The 20,793-nt window shown below is 67.7% G+C and carries 19 protein-coding genes; 4 read left to right on the top strand and 15 right to left on the bottom strand.

Annotation, left to right across the window (positions count from 1 at the left end; all coding sequences use genetic code 11):
- Window positions 1-196 precede the first annotated feature (196 nt).
- From AC5RWG_RS14100 to AC5RWG_RS14075, 6 genes are all read right to left on the bottom strand, one after another.
- Entirely contained in the window at window positions 197-424 is a 228-nt protein-coding gene (locus AC5RWG_RS14100; protein ID WP_494001347.1) for a hypothetical protein, read from the bottom strand.
- Between the two features lie 32 nt (window positions 425-456).
- Window positions 457-1,179: a deoxyribose-phosphate aldolase gene (gene deoC / locus AC5RWG_RS14095; RefSeq protein WP_494167193.1), complete on the bottom strand. Its 723-nt coding sequence runs from the start codon at window positions 1,177-1,179 to the stop codon at window positions 457-459.
- Between the two features lie 122 nt (window positions 1,180-1,301).
- Window positions 1,302-1,508 (bottom strand): hypothetical protein, encoded by a 207-nt coding sequence (locus AC5RWG_RS14090; RefSeq protein WP_494001345.1) that lies wholly within the window; start codon window positions 1,506-1,508, stop codon window positions 1,302-1,304.
- 222 nt (window positions 1,509-1,730) lie between these two features.
- Window positions 1,731-2,243, bottom strand: a complete 513-nt coding sequence (locus AC5RWG_RS14085; protein WP_494167192.1) for a putative endonuclease domain-containing protein — start codon at window positions 2,241-2,243, stop codon at window positions 1,731-1,733.
- Window positions 2,244-2,716: 473 nt separating this feature from the next.
- Window positions 2,717-4,528 (bottom strand): phospho-sugar mutase, encoded by a 1,812-nt coding sequence (locus AC5RWG_RS14080; protein ID WP_494167191.1) that lies wholly within the window; start codon window positions 4,526-4,528, stop codon window positions 2,717-2,719.
- Entirely contained in the window at window positions 4,525-5,325 is an 801-nt protein-coding gene (locus AC5RWG_RS14075; protein WP_494023724.1) for a purine-nucleoside phosphorylase, read from the bottom strand. Before AC5RWG_RS14075 ends, AC5RWG_RS14080 begins: the two co-directional genes overlap by 4 nt.
- Window positions 5,326-5,509: 184 nt before the next feature.
- Between AC5RWG_RS14075 and AC5RWG_RS14070 the strand changes: the two genes are divergently transcribed.
- The gene (locus AC5RWG_RS14070) at window positions 5,510-6,913 is read left to right on the top strand and encodes an NAD(P)H-quinone dehydrogenase (protein WP_494073647.1); all 1,404 of its coding nucleotides are present in this window, start codon (window positions 5,510-5,512) and stop codon (window positions 6,911-6,913) included.
- Window positions 6,914-7,038: 125 nt separating this feature from the next.
- Window positions 7,039-8,019: a response regulator transcription factor gene (locus tag AC5RWG_RS14065; protein WP_494001341.1), complete on the top strand. Its 981-nt coding sequence runs from the start codon at window positions 7,039-7,041 to the stop codon at window positions 8,017-8,019.
- A gap of 37 nt (window positions 8,020-8,056) precedes the next feature.
- Here the strand turns inward: AC5RWG_RS14065 and AC5RWG_RS14060 are convergent, their stop codons facing one another.
- The 4 genes from AC5RWG_RS14060 to AC5RWG_RS14045 all read right to left on the bottom strand — a co-directional run bounded on the left by AC5RWG_RS14060 (window position 8,057) and on the right by AC5RWG_RS14045 (window position 12,062).
- The gene (locus AC5RWG_RS14060; RefSeq protein WP_494023726.1) at window positions 8,057-8,428 is read right to left on the bottom strand and encodes a hypothetical protein; all 372 of its coding nucleotides are present in this window, start codon (window positions 8,426-8,428) and stop codon (window positions 8,057-8,059) included.
- Window positions 8,429-8,903: 475 nt separating this feature from the next.
- The gene (locus AC5RWG_RS14055; protein ID WP_494167190.1) at window positions 8,904-11,450 is read right to left on the bottom strand and encodes a Tex family protein; all 2,547 of its coding nucleotides are present in this window, start codon (window positions 11,448-11,450) and stop codon (window positions 8,904-8,906) included.
- A 30-nt stretch (window positions 11,451-11,480) separates the two neighbouring features.
- Entirely contained in the window at window positions 11,481-11,804 is a 324-nt protein-coding gene (locus AC5RWG_RS14050; protein WP_494026427.1) for a hypothetical protein, read from the bottom strand.
- A 69-nt stretch (window positions 11,805-11,873) separates the two neighbouring features.
- Entirely contained in the window at window positions 11,874-12,062 is a 189-nt protein-coding gene (locus AC5RWG_RS14045) for a hypothetical protein (RefSeq protein WP_494001337.1), read from the bottom strand.
- A 195-nt stretch (window positions 12,063-12,257) separates the two neighbouring features.
- On the opposite strand from AC5RWG_RS14045, the gene AC5RWG_RS14040 reads away from it, so the two are divergent.
- Complete coding sequence (locus tag AC5RWG_RS14040) at window positions 12,258-12,950, top strand: hypothetical protein (RefSeq protein WP_494001336.1); 693 nt, start codon at window positions 12,258-12,260, stop codon at window positions 12,948-12,950.
- Between the two features lie 30 nt (window positions 12,951-12,980).
- On the opposite strand, the gene AC5RWG_RS14035 is transcribed toward AC5RWG_RS14040, so the two are convergent.
- Window positions 12,981-13,835 carry an alpha/beta fold hydrolase gene (locus tag AC5RWG_RS14035; protein WP_494001335.1) on the bottom strand — a complete coding sequence of 285 codons (855 nt, stop codon included), beginning with the start codon at window positions 13,833-13,835 and terminating at the stop codon, window positions 12,981-12,983.
- A gap of 212 nt (window positions 13,836-14,047) precedes the next feature.
- Between AC5RWG_RS14035 and AC5RWG_RS14030 the strand changes: the two genes are divergently transcribed.
- A complete protein-coding gene (locus AC5RWG_RS14030; protein ID WP_494001334.1) occupies window positions 14,048-15,451 on the top strand; it encodes an MFS transporter in 1,404 nt (467 codons plus the stop codon).
- A gap of 181 nt (window positions 15,452-15,632) precedes the next feature.
- Here the strand turns inward: AC5RWG_RS14030 and AC5RWG_RS14025 are convergent, their stop codons facing one another.
- The 4 genes from AC5RWG_RS14025 to AC5RWG_RS14010 form a co-directional block, all read right to left on the bottom strand.
- On the bottom strand, window positions 15,633-15,902 hold the full coding sequence (locus AC5RWG_RS14025; protein WP_493977616.1) for a GlsB/YeaQ/YmgE family stress response membrane protein: 270 nt from the start codon (window positions 15,900-15,902) through the stop codon (window positions 15,633-15,635).
- A 180-nt stretch (window positions 15,903-16,082) separates the two neighbouring features.
- A complete protein-coding gene (locus AC5RWG_RS14020) occupies window positions 16,083-17,864 on the bottom strand; it encodes an acetyl/propionyl/methylcrotonyl-CoA carboxylase subunit alpha (protein WP_494167189.1) in 1,782 nt (593 codons plus the stop codon).
- A gap of 120 nt (window positions 17,865-17,984) precedes the next feature.
- Complete coding sequence (locus tag AC5RWG_RS14015; protein WP_494167188.1) at window positions 17,985-18,641, bottom strand: Maf family protein; 657 nt, start codon at window positions 18,639-18,641, stop codon at window positions 17,985-17,987.
- Window positions 18,642-18,905: 264 nt separating this feature from the next.
- On the bottom strand, window positions 18,906-20,636 hold the full coding sequence (locus tag AC5RWG_RS14010; protein WP_494167187.1) for a DUF885 domain-containing protein: 1,731 nt from the start codon (window positions 20,634-20,636) through the stop codon (window positions 18,906-18,908).
- Window positions 20,637-20,793: the final 157 nt, after the last annotated feature.

Here is a 20,793-nt window from a genome sequence, read left to right as displayed (position 1 = left end):
GAACTATGCGGTCTGTGACGCAAGTCGCAGCGGTGCGGGGTGGGTGTGGTGGAGACGGGTTGGCGGATCAGTCCGCTGCGCGCCGGTTCCGTTCGGGCCCGGGCGGGTTTGCCCTTAACTACGCAGGGCGCCCTGCCATGGGAAACAGGACCTGCCTGCCTCCTGGCTGGGCGCCCGCGAAAGCCCGCGAAAAACGTCAGGCGTTGTGGTGCGTGTCGGAACGGCCCAGGAACTGCTTGGGAATGAAGAACGCCAGCGTGAACAGGCCGAGCCCGATGGCGAAGGCCGGGATGGGGCCGATGACCGGCTCCAGGCTGAAGGCGTACAGGGAACCGAAGAACATCAGCATGATGACCGCGAAGGTGACCAGATTGCCGACCAGGTGTCCCTCGCCCGAATGGGTGCGCTGCTTGGGGTGGGCCATGGGGTGTTTCTCCTCAATAGTGCGATGCGGCGTCAGTAGCCGCCGGCGGCTTGCTCGCCTTTAACAATAGCCACTGATGAGCTGGCGCCAATTCGTGTTGCGCCGGCCCGGAGCATGGCGCGCGCGTCGTCGAGGGATCGCACGCCGCCCGAGGCCTTCACACCCAGGCGCGTCCCGACGGCGTCCCGCATCAGGGCGATGTCCTCGACGGTGGCGCCGCCACCGCTGAACCCGGTGGACGTCTTGACGAAGTCCGCCCCGGCCTCGGCGGCGGCTTCGCAGACCATCCGCTTTTGCTCGTCGGTCAGGAAATGGGTCTCCAGGATGACTTTGAGGATGGCGCCGCCGGCGTGGACGGCTTCGGCCACCGCAGCGATGTCATCGATGATCGCGGCGCGGTCGTTTGCCCGGGCCGCGGCGATATTGATCACCATGTCGATTTCGTCGGCGCCGTCCAGGGTGGCGCCGCGGGCCTCGTGTACCTTCACATCGGTGGGAGTGGCGCCGAACGGGAAACCGACGACCGCGCAGGTCTTGACCCCGGAGCCTTTTAGCGTGCTGTGGACCAATGCTGTCCAGACAGGATTCGCACACACGGCGGCAAAGCGGTACTCGACCGCCTCCTGGCAGACCTTGAGGATGTCTTCGCGGGAAGCTTCCGGCTTCAGCAGTGTGTGGTCGATGACCGAAGCGATCGACGTCGGATCGTGATAGGTCGCGCTCGGAGCGGATCCGGATGTGATGTCTTCAGCCATGGCCATCCCTTTCATCTGCTGGGGTTCGAAGGAACTTCTATCCTTGCATACCGGTCAGGCGGCCACAGGACCGGCGCACCGGCCTGCACGGCCGCCGGGAGCGTTCCCGGACAGGGCAGGGGTCAGTGCGGGCCGCCAGTGGAGTGGCCCTCTTCCTCGGCCGCACGGCGGTGCTCCTCAAGCTTCTCCTCGGCCTCCTGCCGGCGGCGCGCGATGGCCCGGGGGTCGTCAGCCGGAATGTGCTCCTCCGAGGCCTTGTGCGCCGGCTCTTCGTCAGGGCTTTGATGCCTCGCCCCTGCGGAACGGGGCAGCTGTTCTTCTATGCCCATGGCTGCATCGTCCCACATGGCACCAGCGTCGAAAAGGTGCGGAAGGTGATCAATCAGCGGAGGTTGTGCCCCCTCCGGCCCGGCCCTTCCCGCGGAGGGCGCCCGGGCCGGCCGGCGCCTCGGCCAGCGGATTTTTGTTAGGCCCGCGCCGGCCCGGTCTATGCTCCGCTTTGGGCGCCTCGCCCGCCGAACCATTTGCGGGCGGGGTGGGCGCGTGTCCCGTCAGGCGGCCGGGGGATGATTTTTCAGCCCTGACGTTCTGCTCGCGGCGCGGGCCATGGCTTCGGCGAGCCGGCCCCGGAATTCGTGAGGCCGGCTGAGCTGCGCCCAGTCCACACGGATGAAGTTCCAGTGGATTTCCGATAAGGCGTTCTCCCGCTGTCGTTCCTCGAGCAGCACTTGTCCCGTCGGCCTGTAGTCGAAGTATTTGCTCCTGCCATCGAATTCCAAAATCAGCATGATGTCCTCCCACGCGAAGTCGACGCGGTGCTTGCCCAGCCTCGTGGTCAGTTCTACCTGCGGCACGGGCATCGGAATACCGAACGTGCCTAGCAACAGCCTGGTGCGGGTTTCTCCCGGTGACTCGGCCCGACCATCCAGCAAGGCGACGGCAGTTCTGGCGCGGTGCACTCCCCGTGAACCCGGCATCGAATCGAGGATCTCGTTAATCCGCCCGAGGACCGCGCCGCAGCGGAGGGCGTGATCGCCGATAATGGCAGCCCGGTCAAGCTGCATGGTCCTGGCACAGTCCACAACTGTCCGTTCCAAGCTGGTGACGGGCACCGGCTCGCCGCGCGGACCACGCAGAATCGTGACTTCATCCGGCGGCAAGACAGAGCGGTGCGGGCTGACGTCCGGGCTTCTGGTGTGCCGGGTGGTGGGGAATGGCTGGGTTAGATGGACAGTTGCCGGAACATCCCAAACATGCAGCCCGTGTGCGCGCGCAGCGGAAGCGTGGCTGTAGGTGCCGGCGGGACCGGTCACGAGGGATGGGCCTGGATGCGGAGCAGATTCCGTTGCCGGGAACTGCTGGCCATCCACCGCGAACCCAGGATCCGTGCCGATGAACCGGGCCGGGTTTCAGGGCGGCCAAAAGTCGACACAGACCCGTCGGTTAAGGCCGTTCTCGCACAGCTAGGCCGCCCTGGAGATGGGAGCACTTTCCCTTGTGAACACCGCGGTCTTCGGGCGGCAGCGATCCGTGGCGGTTATCCGGGCACGCCGAGGCTGGTGCGGATGTCGGTTTTGATGGCCTCCAGCAGCCGGGCCGCTTCCGCGCGTTCCTCCGCCAGCCGGTCCACGCCGGCAACCGGCCGGATGACCTCCAGATAGCACTTGAGCTTGGGCTCCGTACCGCTCGGCCGCACGATGACGCGGGTATCGTCCTGGCCCAGAAACAGCAGTCCGTCGGTCGGCGGCAACGCTTCGCTGCCGAGGGACAAGTCCGTGCTCGTCACCACCGGGGAGCCGGCCAGCGACGACGGCGGCCGCTCCCGGAGCCGGTACATCATCGTTCCCATCAGGGCGAGGTTGTCCACTCTGATGCTCAGCTGGTCCGTAGCGTGGAGCCCGTACTTCAGCGAGAGGTCATCGAGGACGTCGAAGACCGTCCGGCCCGCGGCTTTGACGTCGGCGGCGAGCTCGGCGAGCAGCAGGGCGGCGGACATCCCGTCCTTGTCCCGGACCAGGTGCGGTGCCACGCAATAACCCAAGGCCTCCTCATACCCGTAGGCCAGGCCGGGGACGCGGGAAATCCACTTGAAGCCGGTCAGTGTCTCCACGTGGGCTACCCCTGCGTCGGCCGCGATCTTGCCCAGTAGCCGGGAAGACACGATCGAGTTGGCGAAGACCCGGGACGCAGCCGCGCGCTCGCCCGCACCTGCATCGATCGGATCGGGTGCGGCGTCCTGGTCCGCGCGCAGCCGCTCCTGGCCTTCGAAACGAGCCGCCATGTGGGCGCCGAGCAGCGCACCGGCCTCGTCGCCGCGGAGCATCCTCCACGCCCCGGTCAACGGATCCTTGGCAGCCAGCGCCGCGCGGTCGGCGTCGGGATCATTGGCAATGACCAGGTCCGCGTCGATTTCCGCTGCCGTCTCCAGGGCCAGGTCGATCGCTCCGGCTTCCTCCGGGTTGGGGAAGGCCACGGTCGGGAAGTCGGGGTCCGGCTCCGCTTGGGCGGCCACCAGCGTCACTTCGGTGAATCCGGCCTGCTCAAAGACCGCCCGCATGGTCGCTCCGCCGACGCCGTGCATCGGTGTGAGCACGATCCTCAGGTCCCGCTGCGGGAACAGCCGCGGGTCGGTCAGCGCGGTGACCGCGGCGACGTAGTCTTCGGCGATGCCCTCCGGGAGGACGTTCCAGCCTTCCTCGGCGAGCGGGATGGAGTCCAGGGGCGTGGTGTAGTCAATGCCGGCGGCGATATCGGCGTCGTAGGGTGCCACAATTTGCGCTCCGCGGCCGCCTTCGTCCACGGCATGTCCGCCCAGGTAGACCTTGTACCCGTTGTCGTGCGCGGGATTGTGGCTGGCGGTGACCATCACGCCCGCTTCGCAGCCCAGCGCCCGAACGGCGTACGCCAGCACCGGCGTTGGCAGGGCGGAAGGCATGAGGAACGTCTCGATGCCGGCGGCGGTGAAGACGGCCGCGGACTCGGCGGCGAAAACATCCGAGTTCCGGCGTGCGTCGTAGCCGATCACCGCGCGCGGCGCATAGGCGCCGGCGGCGGTGTCCAGCAGGAAGCGGGCCAGGCCGGCGGCCGTGCGGCGCACCACCACACGGTTCATCCGGAAGGGCCCAGCACCCAGCTCGGCCCGCAGCCCGGCGGTACCGAAGGCCAAGGTTCCGGAAAACCTGTCCGCAAGTTCGGCCCGTGCCGCGGCGGCTTCCGGCGCGCCGCCCTCAACCGCTGCCAGCAGGTCTTGCAATTCCCGGCGCGTCTGCTCGTCCGGATCGGCCTGCAGCCAGGCCTCGGCTGCCGCCTTCAGCTCCTGGGGCGTTGCCGTTATGCCGCTCCCGTTCACAGCTTGGCGACAATTCCGGCCAGCAGCCGCGAGATCCGCGGCCCCGCGGCCCGGCCCGCCTCGATGACCTCGGCGTGGCTGAGCGGAACGTCGCTGATGCCGGCCGCAAGGTTGGTCACCAGCGAGATTCCGAAAACCTCCATGCCGGCGTGGCGCGCGGCGATGGCCTCCAACGCCGTGGACATGCCGACCAGGTCGGCGCCGATCCGCTTGGCGTACTGCACCTCGGCCGGAGTCTCGTAGTGGGGGCCGGGGAACTGTGCGTACACGCCTTCGTCCAGGCTGGGATCCACCTCTCGAGCCAGGGTGCGCAGCCGTCCCGAATAGAGGTCGGTCAGGTCAACGAAGGTTGCGCCTTCCAGCGGGGAGGCGGCGGTGAGGTTAATGTGGTCGCTGATCAGCACCGGCGTCCCCGGCGCCCAGGCCGGGTTCAGTCCGCCGCAGCCGTTGGTCAGCACCAGCGTCCCGCACCCGGCCGCCGCCGCAGTCCGGACGCCGTGGACGACCGAGCGTACGCCCTTGCCCTCGTAGTAGTGGGTGCGGGCGCCCAGCACCAGCACGCGCTTGCCGTCGGGCGTCCGGACGGAGCGGATGGTGCCGACGTGGCCTTCGACTGCCGGGGCGGAGAACCCGGGAATGTCCGTGGCCGGGATCGAGTGGGTCGTCTCGCCGATGAGGTCGGCGGCCTCGCCCCAGCCGGAGCCGAGCACCAGCGCGACGTCATGGGCGGCGACACCGGTCTGCCGGGCGAGGAAAGCGGCTGCCTCGGCGGCCAGTTCAAAGGGGTCTGTAGTCACAGGACCTAACCTACCCGCTGCCGAACTGCCGCCGAAAGCGTCGGGCGGGCGGCGCCGTCGTCGTTCCTGGCATTGGGGATGTCCGCGCGGGTACTGGCGGCGGCCGTGCGCGGGGCCGCCGGCGCCTGCTTCATGCCGTGCCGGCAGGTTGAGGCGTTGCGGGGCATGCGACAGAATGAAGTCCGTGACTAGCCAAATAGATTTCAGTGCCCCGCGTCTGGCGATCCTGGGCGGGGGCCCCGGCGGGTATGAGGCGGCCATGGTGGCCAACTCGCTCGGCGCCAAGGTGACCATCATCGAACGGAAGGGCCTCGGCGGCTCGGCCGTGCTGACCGACGTGGTGCCGTCCAAGACCCTGATCGCGACCGCCGATGCCATGCGGCGGGTAGCGAGTGCCCATGACCTCGGGGTCCGCTTCGATGAGGACTCCAAGGCCGCCTACGCCGACCTGCGCACGGTCAACGACCGCCTGCTGAAGCTGGCCGAGAGCCAGTCGGCGGACATCCACCACGGGTTGGAGCGTGCCGGGGTGCGCGTCATCCTGGGCGAAGGCAAGCTCTCCGGCCCGAACACCATCGCCGTGTCGACGGAGACGGGGACGGAGACGATTACAGCGGATGCCATCCTGGTGGCCACCGGCGCGACACCCCGCGAACTGTCCACGGCCAAGCCGGACGGCGAACGCATCTTCAACTGGACGCAGGTTTACAACCTCACCGAGATCCCGGAGCACCTGATCGTGGTCGGTTCGGGCGTGACGGGAGCCGAGTTCGCCTCTGCCTACCGCATGCTGGGCACCAAGGTCACCCTGGTCTCCTCGCGGGACCGCGTGCTCCCGGGCGAGGACGCCGACGCCGCCGAGGTGCTCGAAGACGTTTTCGCCCGCAGCGGCATGACCGTGCTGTCCAAGTCCCGCGCCGCCAGCGTGGAACGAACGGACGACGGCGTGCTGGTCACCTTGGCCGACGGCCGGGTGGTCGAGGGCTCGCACTGCCTGCTGGCCGTGGGCGGCGTGCCCAACACCGCCGGCATCGGGCTCGAAGAAGCCGGGGTGGCCCTGACCGAGGGCGGGCACATCAAGGTGGACGGCGTCTCGCGCACCACCGCGTCGAATATTTATGCTGCCGGCGACTGCACCGGCGTGCTGGCTCTGGCCTCGGTGGCCGCGATGCAAGGCCGCATCGCCGTGGCCCACCTGCTGGGCGACTACGTCAAGCCGCTGAAGCTCAAGCAGGTGGCGTCCAATATCTTCACCAGCCCGGAGATCGCCACCGTGGGGGTGACCGAGGAGGAAGTCGCCGCCGGAAAGTACCAGGGCGACATCATCAAACTCTCGCTCAACACCAACGCGCGGGCCAAAATGATGAACGTCTCCGACGGCTTCGTGAAAATCATCGCCCGGCGCGGTTCCGGCACGGTCATCGGGGGAGTGGTGGTGGCCCCGCGGGCTTCCGAACTGATCTTCCCCGTTGCGCTGGCGGTGAGCCAGAAACTCCACGTGGACGATCTCGCGAACACGTTCACGGTGTACCCGTCGCTGACCGGTTCCATTTCCGAGGCGGCGAGGCGGCTGCACGTGCATCTCTAGGCGGCGGATCCCGCCGTCATTTCCCCGCTGATTATTTCGCCACATTGTCCGTTTCTGGGTCTATGATCATCAAATAGCCATGTAATGAAACGATGAACCGAAGTTAGTCAGTTGGGGGATAAAGGATGAGCGAGCAGCGTACTGCCGTCATTGTGGAGGATGACCTGGACATCCGGGAGTTGATCTCGACGGTCCTGTCCAGTTCCGGGTTTACGGTGCACACCGCCTCCTCCGGGATGGAAGGCGTTGCCGCCATCAAACGCCACAACCCCGATGTCGTCACCCTCGACCTTGGCCTGCCGGACATCGATGGCTTCGAGGTCGCGCGACAGGTGCGCCGTTTCAGCGACACGTACATCATCATGCTCACCGCGCGCGCCGAAGAACTGGACACGCTGCTGGGCCTGGAGACCGGCGCGGATGACTACCTCACCAAGCCGTTCCGCCCCCGGGAACTGCGCGCCAGGATCACCGCGATGCTGCGTCGCCCGCGTACTACAAAGGGCAACGACGGCGGTCTGCCGGAGGACGTCGGGGCCCGCGGGGGTGCCCCGACGGGGCCGGCCCTGGCCGGCGCAGCTGCGGCAACTCAGGTGCCCGAACCCGTCCTGCAGGGAGCGGGGGTGGGTGCCGGAGGGCATCCCGGCCTGTCGCTGTCGACGTCCGGTGCCGTTTCGGCAGCGGCGCTCGCAGGAGGCGGCGGGGCACCGGCCTTCGCAGCCGAGACCGGCGCCGGGGCAGCGGCTGCCGCGGCCGGGGCGGCGAGCCCGGCCGGCGACGGCGTGCTGGAGCACAACGGCATCGTGGTGGACCACCGTGCCCGCACGGTGATCCGGTCCGGGCGCGAGCTGGAACTGACCCGCAGCGAATTCGACCTGCTGTACGCCCTGATGGAAAGCGGCCGGGTGGTGCGGACCAAGGCGGATCTGGTCCGCCGGCTTCGCAACGAGCCCTACAACACCGGCGGCTACATTTCGGACTCCGACGAACGCACGATCGAAGTGCATATGGCCAACCTTCGCCGCAAGCTCGGGGATGACACCAAGTCCCCGCGCTGGATCAAGACAGTGCGCGGGGTTGGCTACAGCCTGGCACCGAAGCGGTGACGCCGCGCGGGCGCGCATTTCCCGCCTGACGGGCGGGCTACTGCAGATGCAGGCTGCGCAGCTGTGACGTCGTCGCCATCCCGCAGGTGCGCAGCTCGTCCAAGAGAGCCGTCGCGGCGTCAAAGAGCCGCCCGTTGACCAGGCCTTCGAGATGTTCCGCCATCTGGCCGAGGCGTCCGGCCCCCACCATGCTGCTGGAGATCTTCAAACTGAGGATCGCGTCCATGGCGTCTTCGGCGTCCCGGGCGAGAATGGCGCTCGAGACCCTTCCGAAGCGGTGTTCCCACAGCCCCACGTAATTGCCGATGAAGCGGCGGCGCATGCTGCCGTCGTGGTCGTCGAGGTCGGTTGCCAGTTTTTCCAGTACTGCCGTTAATACCAGAGGAATTTCCGGCGAAATGGCCGTCACGAGAACGCCTGGGGACCGGCTGCGGAGGACTGCCCGGAAAAGAGCATCGGGCGGCGCCCCTTTCAAACTTGTTGCGACTTCGAACTACTTACATCGTAAGCGACTGCTGGGGCCCGCCCGAGGCGTGCAGGCGCAACCTTGGGTAACTCTTGAGCACCAATCTCGATTGAGGGGTGCACGCCCGGGCGGTCCGAACAGGTGACGTGCACGGCGCCGCCGGTATCGGGCAGAACCTCCGCGCGGACCTGGCGGTCCCCTTAGGCCAAAGCTGAGCAAATCTTCAGCGAAAGCCTCCGCGCCCTTAAGCGGCATCGGTCACAGTGTTGTCTGTGGTTTCAAGCCCCGTGCCCGGGGCCGGAGGCACAGGCTCCATTAGTCCACCATCCGGTGGGAACAGCCCCAGTACCCTGCCCTTGTCCGTCCGGAGGGAGTGCTCCGGACCCGAGGGAGGTGCTGGGGCTGTTTCTGTGCTGTGCTAGCTGCCCAGGCCCGCCCGCCGAAGCGCCTCGGCCATCGCCGTGTCGGCGGAGCCGCCCGGGCCCGGAATGCGGCCGTCACTGCGTCCGGGCTTGCCGCCGTCGCCGCGCCCCGGCTTCCCCCCGTCGCCGCGCCCCGGCTTCCGGCCGGCGCCCCGCCCGGGCTTCCCGCCGTCGCCGCGCCCCGTTGTGCCACCGCGGGCATCGGGACGAGACCCGCCCTTTCCGCTGCGGGTTTCGCTCGCGCGGCCCTGGTGGCCGGACCCGGGCTGGCGCCGCTCGCCGACGGGAGCCTCGTCGTCGAGCCGCAGCGTCAGGGAGATGCGCTTGCGCTCGGGATCGGCTTCGAGCACCTTGACCTTCACGACCTGGCCGGACTTGACTACGTCATGGGGATCGGAGACGTACTTGTTCGACATGGCGGAGATGTGGACCAGCCCGTCCTGATGGACGCCGACGTCGACGAAGGCTCCGAACGCGGCGACGTTGGTTACGGTGCCTTCCAGCACCATGCCCGGCATCAGGTCCGAAATCTTTTCCACGCCCTCGGTGAAGGAGGCGGTGGTGAAGCTCGGGCGCGGGTCGCGGCCCGGCTTCTCCAGCTCGGTGATGATGTCCACTACCGTCGGCAGGCCAAAGTGCTCGTCGACGAACTGCTGCGGGTCCAGTACCGCCAGGGACTGGACGCCCCGCCCCGCCGCCGTCGCGGTTGTGCCGGCGGCGGCAAGGATTTTCCGGGCCACGCCGTACGCCTCCGGGTGCACGCTGGAGGCATCGAGCGGCTCGGCACCACCGGTGATGCGAAGGAATCCGGCGCACTGTTCGAATGCCTTCCCGCCCAGCCTCGGGACCTTCTTCAGCTCGGAGCGCTTGGCGAAGGGGCCGTTGGCATTGCGGTAGGCCACGATATTCTCGCTCAGCTGCGTACCGAGGCCGGCCACGCGGGAGAGGAGCGACGGGGAGGCGGTGTTCAGGTCCACCCCGACCGCGTTGACGCAGTCTTCGACCACCGCGTCCAGGGACCGCTCCAGCTTGCTGGCCGTGACGTCGTGTTGGTATTGCCCCACCCCGATGGACTTCGGGTCGATCTTGACCAGCTCGGCCAGCGGGTCCTGCAGCCGGCGGGCGATCGAGACCGCACCGCGCAGCGAGACATCCAGTTCGGGCAGCTCCGCCGAGGCCAACGCCGAGGCCGAGTAGACCGACGCCCCTGCCTCCGAAACCACCAGCTTCTGCAGTTTGTGGGCGGGCTCCATCAGTTTGATCAGCTCGGTGGCCAGCTTGTCGGTTTCCCGCGAAGCGGTCCCGTTGCCGATGGCGACGAGCTCGACGGCGTGCTGATCCGCGAGCCTGGCCAAGGTGGCGAGCGAGTCGTCCCATTTCCTGGCCGGAGCATGCGGATAGATGGTATCGGTGGCCACCACCTTGCCGGTACCGTCGACGACCGCGACCTTCACTCCCGTGCGCAGCCCCGGGTCCAGCCCCAACGTGGCCCGGTTGCCGGCCGGTGCGGCCAGCAGCACGTCCCGCAGATTGGCGGCGAAGACCCGTACTGCTTCGTCTTCGGCTGCCGTGAACAGGCGGACGCGGAGGTCGATGGCCAGCTTGACCAGGATCCGCCGCCAGCCCAGCTGCGCCGTTTGCAAGAGCCAGCGGTCGGCCGCCCGCCCGCGGTCAGACACGCCCATCCGTGATGCCACGGCGTTCTCAAACCGGCCGCGCGCCTCGGCGAAGTCCTCCGGATCAGCCGGATTGCCTTCGCTGATATCAAGGTTCAGCACGCCCTCCTTCTCGCCCCGCAGCAGTGCCAGCACCCGGTGCGACGGCAGGCCGGCAGGGTCTTGGGCGAAGTCGAAGTAGTCGGCGAACTTCTGGCCGGCTTCCGACTGGCCCTCGCGGACCTCGGCCCGCACCAGGCCCTGCTGCCACAGCCGTTCGCGCAGCTCGGAGACCAGGTCGGCGTCCTGGCTGACCCGCTCCACCAGAATCGCCCGGGCGCCGGCCAGGGCGTCGGATGGCTCGTTGATGGCGTGCCCGGCATTGAGGAACCCTTGCGCCGCTGCCAGCGGATCCTGGGACGGGTCGGCCACGAGGCCATCGGCGAGCGGCTCCAGGCCTGCTTCCCGGGCGATCTGCGCCTTCGTCCGCCGCTTGGACTTGTACGGAAGGTAGATGTCCTCCAGCCGCGCCTTCGTCTCGGCTCCGTTGACTGCCGCCTCCAGCTCGACGGTCAGTTTGCCCTGCGCGGCGATGGCCTCCAGCACGGCACGACGGCGGTCTTCCAGCTCCCGCAGGTAGCGCAGCCGCTCCTCGAGATCACGCAGCTGCGCGTCATCAAGCGTGCCCGTGGCCTCTTTACGGTACCGGGCGATGAACGGGACGGTGGCACCGCCGTCGAGCATTTCCACCGCGGCCTTGACCTGCCAGGCCTGGACGCCGAGCTCCCGGGCGAGCTGGGCATGGATCCGGGCACTGAGCGCGGCCGGGTCGAGAGGCGGCAGGTTTGCAACGGAGGCGGGCGGGGCAGGCGCGGATGATTCGGTCACCGATCCATTGTGCCGTATTCGAGGCTTGGCCTAGGCGCCGGGATAGTAAAAGGCGTAGTCATCATAGGGGTCGCGCCAGCTGGACTCGTCACGGTGAATGCGCCGGACCTCGCTGCCGGGAACCCAGGCGGTACGGGCGGATCCGTGCGCATCCATCCACTTCACCTGCACGCTGGTCCGGTCCCAGGAGATGGCCTTGGCGTCGAACGTCTTCCCCTCATGGCGCACGCGGACATAAGGTTCGCGGCCGTAGGGCTCACGAGTGGCCCCGGGCGGGCGCCCTTCGGCGCGGGGGCCGGGTTCGCCGCGATCCCGGGCGTACCTGCGGGCGGTCATGACGTCTACTTTGTTCATGCGGAAAGCCTGCCATCCGGCCCGGACGGTACGGGCGGCAACTGTCTCGATCCGGGGTCGCCGGCGGCTTCAGTAGCCGTAGCCGCCCGATTCCTTGGCATTTTCGGCTGCGGCTTCCCCCTGCACATCCTTGGAATCGGGGCCGGACGTTTCCATCGGCTTCTCGGATTCCGTGCTGTTTTCGTTGCCCGCCCCGGGATCTGCGGGAGCTGTTGCTTCCTCTTCCCCGGAATCGGAATATTCGTTGCCGCTGCTCATCATGGATTCCTCCCGCTAGGGGCGGCGGACCCGGTTTGGCGCAGTCCGCACTGTGCCCGATGCCAATCAGAGTAGGCTGATGCTCAGTATGCTGTCTATGGCGGGGTCGAAGCTCGGATGGCTTGCCGGCTGACTGACAGAGATGCTGGAAGCGGTGCGCAGCGGGGCAGCGTCACGGGGGAGGAGTCGGCGGGCATGCGGGATGTTGGCACGGCGGCCGGTCGTGGTCTGGCCTTTGTTTTCTCGGCGCTCAAGAGGCTGCGGCCGGCCCGGCCCATCCATCCGATCGGGCTCCACCTGGAAGGGCGGCTGGAGAGATCGGGGAACTCCCTCGCCAGTGGCATTTCCTGGCTGGACGAAGCGGGGAACAACGACGTCGAGGCCCGGCTGTCGAGGTCAGCGGGCCTGCCGTCGCGGCTCCCCGACATTATCGGGCTCGCGCTGCGGGTCACCGCGGAGGACGGACAGGCCGACATCCTGCTGGCTTCCAGCGGTACCTCCCGGGCCGGCAGGTACCTGCTCCAGCCTCGACGGGACGTTCGTGCTGCGGCGCTGACCACGGTGATGCCCTACCGAGGGGCACACGGCCCGGTCCAGCTCGCAGCCCGCACAATCCGGCCGAACGTGCCGCTTCCGGCGGATCCGGCGGGATTCCGACGGGCGCTGGGCAGCGAGGACTGGGTGCTCTCGCTGTCCCACGCGCAGCCGTGGGGCCCGTGGCGCCGGTTTGGTACCCTCACACTGCGGCTTGCGCAGGGCGGGGGAGACACCGGCCTGCGTTTCGATCCGATCGTGCACCGGCTTCCAAACGCGGATACCTACCGTTGGATCGAGAAGCTGCGCGCGCCGTCCTACGCGGTGTCGCGCCGGTCGCGCCCCCGGGGATAGGGGATAGGCGGACCGGCTTCGGGCGGAACCTCAAACCCCCGGCAGGTCCGCAATCCAGTTCCTCACCATCCGTGCGGCTGTTTCTCCGGCCTCCGCGGGCCACCAATGGCCTGCATCCACTTCAACAATTCTCAGCCGCGGCACCCAGTCCTCCAGCCCCTCCACCAGATGGGGCGAGAGGAACGGGTCCCGCCGCGGGACTATCACCTGCACGGGAACCCGGCAGCGGGCCGACAGGGTTTGGGGCCGGAACCAGTTTGCCCGGTACAGGGCGAGGCCGCGGACACCGTTGTCGCCGATCCTGCGGCCGGAGAAGCGCTCGTACGGACGGGTCAGGAGCGTCCGCCACGCAAGTTCCGGCAGTACCGGCAACTGGAACCCGGCGACGTACAGGCTGCGCACGGCCTGTCCTGCCGCCTGCGGCCAGAGCGCGGGCCTGCGCAGCCTGCGCCCGAACCAGCGGTGAAGATGGCCCAGGTCCGGTCCCGAAATGCTGGTGAAGCTGAGAATCCGGCCCTCGGCACGAGCATCCTGGGCCGCCGCCCAGCCTTGGATCGATCCCCAGTCGTGTCCCACGAGGTGCACGCCCTCTGCCCCGGAGGCATCGATCACCGCAAAAAGATCGTCCACCAGGACGGGCAGGCGGTAGGCGCCGGGACGGGCGATGGGGGTTCGGGACGCCCCGGCATTGCGGGTGTCATAGGAGATGACGTGGCTGTCGGCGCTCAGGTGGGCGGCGACGGAGTCGAAGACCGAGTGGTCATCCGGGTAGCCGTGGATCAGCAGGACGGCCGGCCTCCCGGGCCCGTGCGGCGGGCCGTACGTATAGACGGCGAGTGTCGCATCGGGGCGCGCCAGCATCCCGTGCCGTTCATCGGCCTCCATCGGGGCCCTCCCTCGCAGCGCCGCGTGTTTCCGTCCGCCCAGCCTACGGCGGCATGGCGACCGTGGCGAGCACGGTGGTCCGCACCGGGAAACAGCAAGAGCAGGGCGGTGCGCATAACACAGCTGTCCACATGTTGAAACAATTGTCCGGATCGCGGACACATCTGACTAGAATTCATAAGTTATTCATTCGAGCGAAAGCCAACACTTCAATGTCCAAACCAGCATCAGTTACCGCGGGGGCGCCTGCCGCGCCGGTGAACTCCCGCGGCCGCGTCATCGTTGCCAGCCTTGTTGGCACGTCCATCGAGTTTTATGACTTCTACGTCTACGCCACGGCCGCCGTGCTTGTCTTTCCGGCGCTGTTCTTCCCGAATGCCAGCGGAGCCGTCGCTCTGCTGAGTTCGTTCGCGGTGTTTGGCGTGGCCTTCATCGCCCGCCCGTTGGGGTCCATTATTTTCGGACACTTCGGCGACAAGTTCGGCCGCAAGGGAACGCTGGTGGCCTCCTTGCTCACCATGGGCATCGCCACCTTCCTGATCGGCTGCCTGCCCACCGCCCAGGTTGACGGCTGGTCCTTCTGGGCACCCGCCCTGCTGGTGGTCATGCGCTTCGCCCAGGGCTTGGCCCTCGGCGGCGAATGGAGCGGCGCCGCCCTCCTGGCTACCGAGAATGCGCCGGCGAATAAGCGGGCCATCTACGGCACCTTCCCGCAGTTGGGCGCCCCGATCGGCTTCATCATCGCCAATTCGCTGTTCCTGGTGCTGAGCATCAACCTCGCCAACGAAGAGTTCATGGCCTGGGGCTGGCGCATTCCGTTCCTGGCCAGCGCCGTGATGGTGATCATCGGCCTGTGGGTGCGCCTGAAGCTGGTGGAAACCCCCGCCTTCCAGAAGGTCGTGGACAAGGGCGAGGTCACCAAGCTGCCGCTGGGCCGGGTCTTCAAGACCAGCTGGCGCCAGCTGATCCTGGGTACGTTCATCATGCTGGCCACCTACGTGCTGTTCTACCTGATGACCACCTTCACGCTGTCCTACGGCACGGCGGCAACGAACGCCGAGGACGCCGCCGCCGCGGCCGAGGCCGCCGGAAAGCCGTTCGATCCGGACACCTTTGCCGCCGGGCTGGGCTATGCCCGCAACGACTTCCTGCTGATGCTGATCATCGGCGTGGTGTTCTTCGGCATCTTCACCCTGGTGTCCGGCCCCCTGGCAGAAAAGTACGGCCGCAAGAAGACGCTGATTGCGGTATCCCTGGGCATCATGGCATTCGGCTTCCTCTGGGTGCCGCTCTTCGCCGGCGGCTTCGCCGGCACCATGGCGCACCTGATCATCGGCTTCACGCTGATGGGCCTGACCTTCGGGCCGATGGGCGCAATCCTGCCCGAGCTGTTCCCGACGAACGTGCGCTACACCGGCTCGGCCGTGGCCTACAACTTCTCCTCGATCCTGGGCGCTTCGGTGGCTCCGTTCATCGCCGTCGCGCTGTGGCAGGCCGCCGGGGGCAGCACGGTCCTGGTGGGCCTCTACCTCAGTGGCGCCGCCGTCCTGACTCTGGTCGCCCTGCTGCTGACCAAAGAAACCAAGGACATGGACTACGAGAACCAGTCGAGCTGACCTTCCAGCCGGACGATCAGAAAGACCCGCGGCCGTGGCCGCGGGTCTTTTTGATGCCTTGGCGCAGGTGTGCCGCCGCCATGCAGGGCAAGCAAAAGGTTGCAGGCAAGCAAAAGGCCCGCCCTCCCCGGAGGGGCGGCGGGCCAGATGCCACTAAAAGGAGCAGTTTAATCGGCCAAGATTAAGCGGTTGTGCTCCTCCTCTTCGTGATGAAGCCCCAGATCACCAGCACGATCAGGGCGCCAATAATGGCCCAGATCCACGATTCGAGGCTGAAGAATTCGTTCATATCGGCGCCCATCACAGCACCGCCGATCCATCCGCCCAGGAGGGCACCGATGACACCGAGGACGAGCGTCGCAATCCAGCCACCGCCCTGCCGTCCGGGAAGGATCAGCTTGGCAATGGCGCCTGCAATAAGTCCAAGTAAGAGGAATGCTAGGAAGTTCATGAGGTGCATCTCCTTTGTTAGGTGCTACGTCAATTCTCCCGGTCAGGCCGGGTTCTGCTCCTTGGTAGGCATCACGCTACCGCATGGACAGCGTGCTTAGTAAGTTCCCGCGCCCACTTGGTACCTAAAACGTGACATGACTACAACCAGTGATACAGTCCGGCCTTAAAAGTGTGCGCCCTAATCCGCAATGGTAGCCAGCACGGCGCCGGCTGAAACGGTGTCCCCGGGCTTGGCGGCCAGCCCCAGGATGGTCCCGGACTTGTGCGCGGTGAGCGGCTGCTCCATCTTCATCGCCTCCAGTACGACGACGAGATCGCCTTCCGCAACCGTGTCGCCTTCGGCGACGGCGACCTTCACGATGGTCCCCTGCATCGGGGAGGCCAGCCCGTCGCCGCCGGCCGCGGCGCCGGCTGCGGAACCGGAACGGCCCCGTCCGGCGCGCTTGGGCTTGCCGTTGGACTTGGCGGGCGTGCCGGTACCGCCGCCCAGGCCGGCCGGGAGCACGACCTCCAGCCGCTTGCCCCCGACCTCGACGGTGACCCGCTGGCGTTCGCCGTCGTCGTCGGATCCCGCCGCCGGGACGGACTGGAACGCCGGGATGTCGTTGACGAACTCGGTTTCGATCCAGCGGGTATGGATGCTGAACGGCCCTTCCACGGGGGCGAAGGCCGGGTCGGCCACCACGGCGCGGTGGAACGGCAGCACGGTGGGCATGCCGCCGATTTCCATCTCGTCCAACGCGCGGCGGGCGCGCTCCAAGGCCTGGGCGCGCGTGCTGCCGGTGACAATCAGCTTGGCCAGCATGGAGTCGAAGTTGCCGCCGATGACTTCGCCGGCTTCGATGCCCGAATCCACGCGGACGCCGGGACCGGTGGGCAGGCGCAGGGTCTCCACCGTCCCGGGCGCCGGCATGAAGTTGCGGCCGGCATCCTCGCCGTTGATGCGGAACTCGAACGAGTGCCCGCGCACGTCGGGGTCGTCATAACCGAGTTCTTCGCCGCGGGCAAGGCGGAACTGTTCGCGGACCAGATCAATGCCGGTGACTTCCTCGGACACGGGATGCTCCACCTGCAGGCGGGTGTTGACCTCGAGGAAGGAAATGGTCCCGTCCTGGCCGACGAGGAATTCGCAGGTTCCGGCGCCCTGGTACCTGGCTTCGCGCATGATCGCCTTGGACGCCGTGTACAGGCGCTCGTTCTGCTCGGGGGACAGGAACGGGGCCGGGGCCTCCTCCACGAGTTTCTGGTTGCGGCGCTGCAGCGAACAATCGCGGGTCGAAATGACCACCACGTTGCCGTGCGCGTCGGCCAGGCACTGGGTTTCCACGTGCCGCGGCGAGTCCAGGAAACGCTCCACGAAGCATTCGCCCCGCCCGAACGCCGCCGTGGCCTCGCGCACCGCCGACTCGTAGGACTCGGCGATGGCCTCGCGGTCACGGACCACCTTGATGCCGCGGCCGCCGCCGCCGTAGGCCGCCTTGATGGCCAGCGGCAGGCCGTGCGCGTCGGCGAAGTCCAGGACTTCCTGCACGCTGCCCACCGGATCGGGCGTGCCGGGCACCAAGGGGGCGCCGACCCGTTCGGCGATGTGCCGGGCCTGGACCTTGTCGCCCAGTTGGGAGATGGCGTCGGGGGAGGGGCCGATCCAGGTCAGCCCGGCGTCGACGACCCGTTGCGCAAACTCTGCGTTCTCGGACAGGAAACCGTAGCCGGGGTGGACGGCGTCGGCACCGGCGGCCTCGGCCACCTGCAGGAGCTTATCCATCATCAGGTACGACTCGGCGGCGGTGCTCCCGCCGAGTGCGTAGGCTTCGTCCGCCAGACGGACGTGCAGGGCATCCCGGTCCGGGTCGGCGTAGACGGCGACCGAGGCAATGCCTTCGTCCCGTGCGGCGCGGACTATGCGAACGGCAATTTCACCACGGTTGGCGATCAGTACCTTGGTGATGCGCTGGGTCATTCAAAGCTCCTTCTATCCTTGAGGAGCCTAGCCTGCTTTTGCGGGATTCGCTCATGAACCATGCCGTTTCTGCGTGTGAGAGGGCGGTTCTTTGTAGGGGTCCTACAAAGCGGCCTGCGCTCAGCTCCAGAGGTCGGTGATCTGAACGCCGGCGCTGGACAGCAGCCGGCGCAGGGTGGATACCGAGAGGCCGACGACGGCATGCGGGTCCCCGTCCACCCGCTCGATGAAGGCGCCACCCAGCGAGTCGATGGTGAACGAACCGGCAACGTGCAGCGGTTCGCCGCTGGCCACGTAGGCGTCGATTTCGGTGTCGGTGAGCTGGGCGAAATGCACCGCGGCGGAGGCGACCGCGCCTACGGTGGCACCCGATCCGGCACCGGAAATTTCCTGCCCGCCGGCTTCGAAGGCGGTGGGGCGGCAGTCCACCAGCCAATGACCGGTGTGCAGCACCCCGTGCCGCCCGCTCATCCGATGCAGGCGTTCCCGGGCGACGTCCGGCTCATGCGGCTTGCCGTACGGCGCGCCGTCGAGTTCGAACACGGAGTCGCAGCCAAGCACCAAGGCGCCTTCGGCCGCGGGGAGCGCCGCAACAGCCTCGGCCTTGGCCCTTGCCAACAACAGCGCCGTGTCGTGCGGGTCGGTGATGCCGTAGCCCGCTGTGACCGCGTCCTCGTCGACATCCGAGACCAGGACCTCGTGCGCGATGCCGGCTTCGGCCAGGAGCTTGGTGCGGGCGGGGGAGGCTGAGGCGAGTATCAGGCGAAGATCGGTCATCCGACCAAGCTTATCCGGCGCCGCAAAGCGAACCCTGCTTAGGGTGTTTCCGCGCCGTGACCTGAGCGTAAAGAAGCGCCGCGTTGGCCCCTGGACCGGTTGCCTGACCGTACGATTTCGGCGGGAGCTTCTCCCGCCGGAGAGTACGCCCCGTTAAGGGCCGAAGGGACCCGGCACAGATGAGGGCCGGTGCACCGTTGGGGGATGCATCGGCCCTCCTGTTTGTCCGCGCCTTGTCCGACGTCCGGCCGGAACCGGCCCGGGTCAGCCGGTGGCGGGCACCGGGTCCTCGCCCAGCAGCGCGCGCCGCAGGGTGTCCAGCCCGACCGAGCCGATATTCAGCGCCTGGCTGTGGAAGGCCTTAATGTCGAATGCGTCGCCCTCGCGCAGGCGTCGCTCGTCGCGGATTTCCTCCCAGAGCTTTTGGCCCAGCTTGTAGGCCGGCGCCTGTCCCGGCCAGCCCAAGTAGCGGGCAAATTCAAAGTCCAGCTGGCCCTTGCTGATCGCGATGTTCCGGCGCAAGAACTCGTAGCCCTTCTCCGGCGTCCAGGCACCCGAGCCCCAGCGCTCCGGGATCTCCAGCTCCAAATGGACGCCGATGTCGAACACCACCCGGGCGGCCCGCATGCGCTGCGCATCCAGCATGCCCATCCGGTCGCCCGGGTCGGCCAGGTAGCCCAAATCATCCATCAGGCGTTCGGCATACAGTGCCCAGCCTTCGCCGTGGCCGGAAACCCAGCAGATGTTCCGCCGCCAGTTGTTCAGCAGCTCGCGCCGGTAGGTGGCCGTCGCGATTTGGAGGTGGTGGCCCGGAACGCCTTCGTGGTAGACCGTGGTGGTTTCCTTCCACGTGGTGAAGCTGTCTTCGCCTTCGGGCACCGACCACCACATGCGGCCCGGCCGGGCGAAGTCGTCGCTGGGGCCGGTGTAGTAGATGCCTCCCTCATGCGTCGGGGCAATCATGCACTCCAGCCGGCGCATCGGTTCGTAGATCTCGAAGTGGCCGGCGAGTTCCTCAACGGCCTTGTCCGAGAGGCGCTGCATCCACGCCTGCAGCTCGTCGGTGCCGTGCAGCTGCCGCTGGGGATCCGCATCCAGCAGTGCCATCGCTTCTTCGATGCTGGCCCCGGGCCGGATCTGCTCCGCCACGGCTTCCTGCTCCGCGATGATGCGGTCCAATTCCGCCACCCCCCAGGCATAGGTGGCTTCCAGATCCACCGCGGAGCCCAGGAAACGGCGCGACATCAGGGCATAGCGTTCGCGCCCGACGGCGTCCTTCTCCGGTGCTGACGGCAGCAGCTCGGCCTCGAGGAACGAGGCCAGCCGGCCGTAGGCGGTCGCCGCGGCACCGGCGGCTTCGGCCAGCCGGTCGCGCAGGTCCTGGGACAGCTCGCCCTCTTCCGGGGCAGCCTGCCCCGCCAACGTGCGGAAGAAGCCGTCCTCGGCCGCGTACGCACGGGTCTGCTCGATCACGATCCGCACCTGCCGTTTGGCGGCGACCAGCCCGTGGTCCTTGGCCTCGCGCAGCGACGTCACATAGCCGGCAATCGCGTCCGGAACGTGCGCCATGCGGCCGGCGATGTTGTTCCAGTCCTCGATGGTGTTGGTGGGCATCAAGTCGAAGATGGCGCGGATGTCCTGCGCCGGCGAGGCGATGTTGTTCAGGTCCGCCAGGTCCCAGCCGGTCTCGTGGATTTCGAGCTCAAGGCCCAGCCGCTCGTGCATCGCATCGAGGGTGACACGGTCCACGTCGTCGGTCGGTTCCAGGTCCTCCAGCCGCCGGAGTGCCTCCCGGGTGGCCTCGGCGAACGCCTCGGCGCCGGCAGGGGAGTAGTCCGGGTACTCGGTTTCATGGCCGGGGATGCCCAGGGAGGTTGCCAGCGAAGGATCCAACTCCAGCAGCTCCGCCGTGTAGGCGTCTGCGACGGCATCGATGGCGGACGGGATGCGCCAGGTTTCCGGGCTCTTGGTCAGTTCAGATGTCTGCTCAGTCACAGGGAGAGCCTACCGGCAACCCGCAGACCCGGCCACGCCAGCGCGCCTGTCCGCCGTCCGGCACCGGGCGGCCGGCCCAGCGGCAATCGTCATGGAATCGTAGTGTGCTGCCTCTGGCACTGAGGTCCTGCCGCCCCATAGGTTGGGGGGTCAACGG

This window comes from Arthrobacter sp. Y3221160 (assembly GCF_059092585.1).
The sequence above is the reverse complement of the archived record's forward strand: the minus strand, read 5'-3'. Positions and strand labels throughout refer to the sequence as shown.

Bases quoted from the DNA above. Each gene is read 5' to 3' on its own strand.
- AC5RWG_RS14100 (WP_494001347.1), bottom strand. From the start codon at position 424: ATGGCCCACCCCAAGCAGCGCACCCATTCGGGCGAGGGACACCTGGTC.
- deoC (WP_494167193.1), bottom strand. From the start codon at position 1,179: ATGGCTGAAGACATCACATCCGGATCCGCTCCGAGCGCGACCTATCAC.
- AC5RWG_RS14090 (WP_494001345.1), bottom strand. From the start codon at position 1,508: ATGGGCATAGAAGAACAGCTGCCCCGTTCCGCAGGGGCGAGGCATCAA.
- AC5RWG_RS14085 (WP_494167192.1), bottom strand. From the start codon at position 2,243: ATGCAGCTTGACCGGGCTGCCATTATCGGCGATCACGCCCTCCGCTGC.
- AC5RWG_RS14065 (WP_494001341.1), top strand. From the start codon at position 7,039: ATGAGCGAGCAGCGTACTGCCGTCATTGTGGAGGATGACCTGGACATC.
- AC5RWG_RS14050 (WP_494026427.1), bottom strand. From the start codon at position 11,804: ATGAACAAAGTAGACGTCATGACCGCCCGCAGGTACGCCCGGGATCGC.
- AC5RWG_RS14045 (WP_494001337.1), bottom strand. From the start codon at position 12,062: ATGAGCAGCGGCAACGAATATTCCGATTCCGGGGAAGAGGAAGCAACA.
- AC5RWG_RS14040 (WP_494001336.1), top strand. From the start codon at position 12,258: ATGCGGGATGTTGGCACGGCGGCCGGTCGTGGTCTGGCCTTTGTTTTC.
- AC5RWG_RS14035 (WP_494001335.1), bottom strand. From the start codon at position 13,835: ATGGAGGCCGATGAACGGCACGGGATGCTGGCGCGCCCCGATGCGACA.
- AC5RWG_RS14030 (WP_494001334.1), top strand. From the start codon at position 14,048: ATGTCCAAACCAGCATCAGTTACCGCGGGGGCGCCTGCCGCGCCGGTG.
- AC5RWG_RS14025 (WP_493977616.1), bottom strand. From the start codon at position 15,902: ATGAACTTCCTAGCATTCCTCTTACTTGGACTTATTGCAGGCGCCATT.
- AC5RWG_RS14020 (WP_494167189.1), bottom strand. From the start codon at position 17,864: ATGACCCAGCGCATCACCAAGGTACTGATCGCCAACCGTGGTGAAATT.
- AC5RWG_RS14015 (WP_494167188.1), bottom strand. From the start codon at position 18,641: ATGACCGATCTTCGCCTGATACTCGCCTCAGCCTCCCCCGCCCGCACC.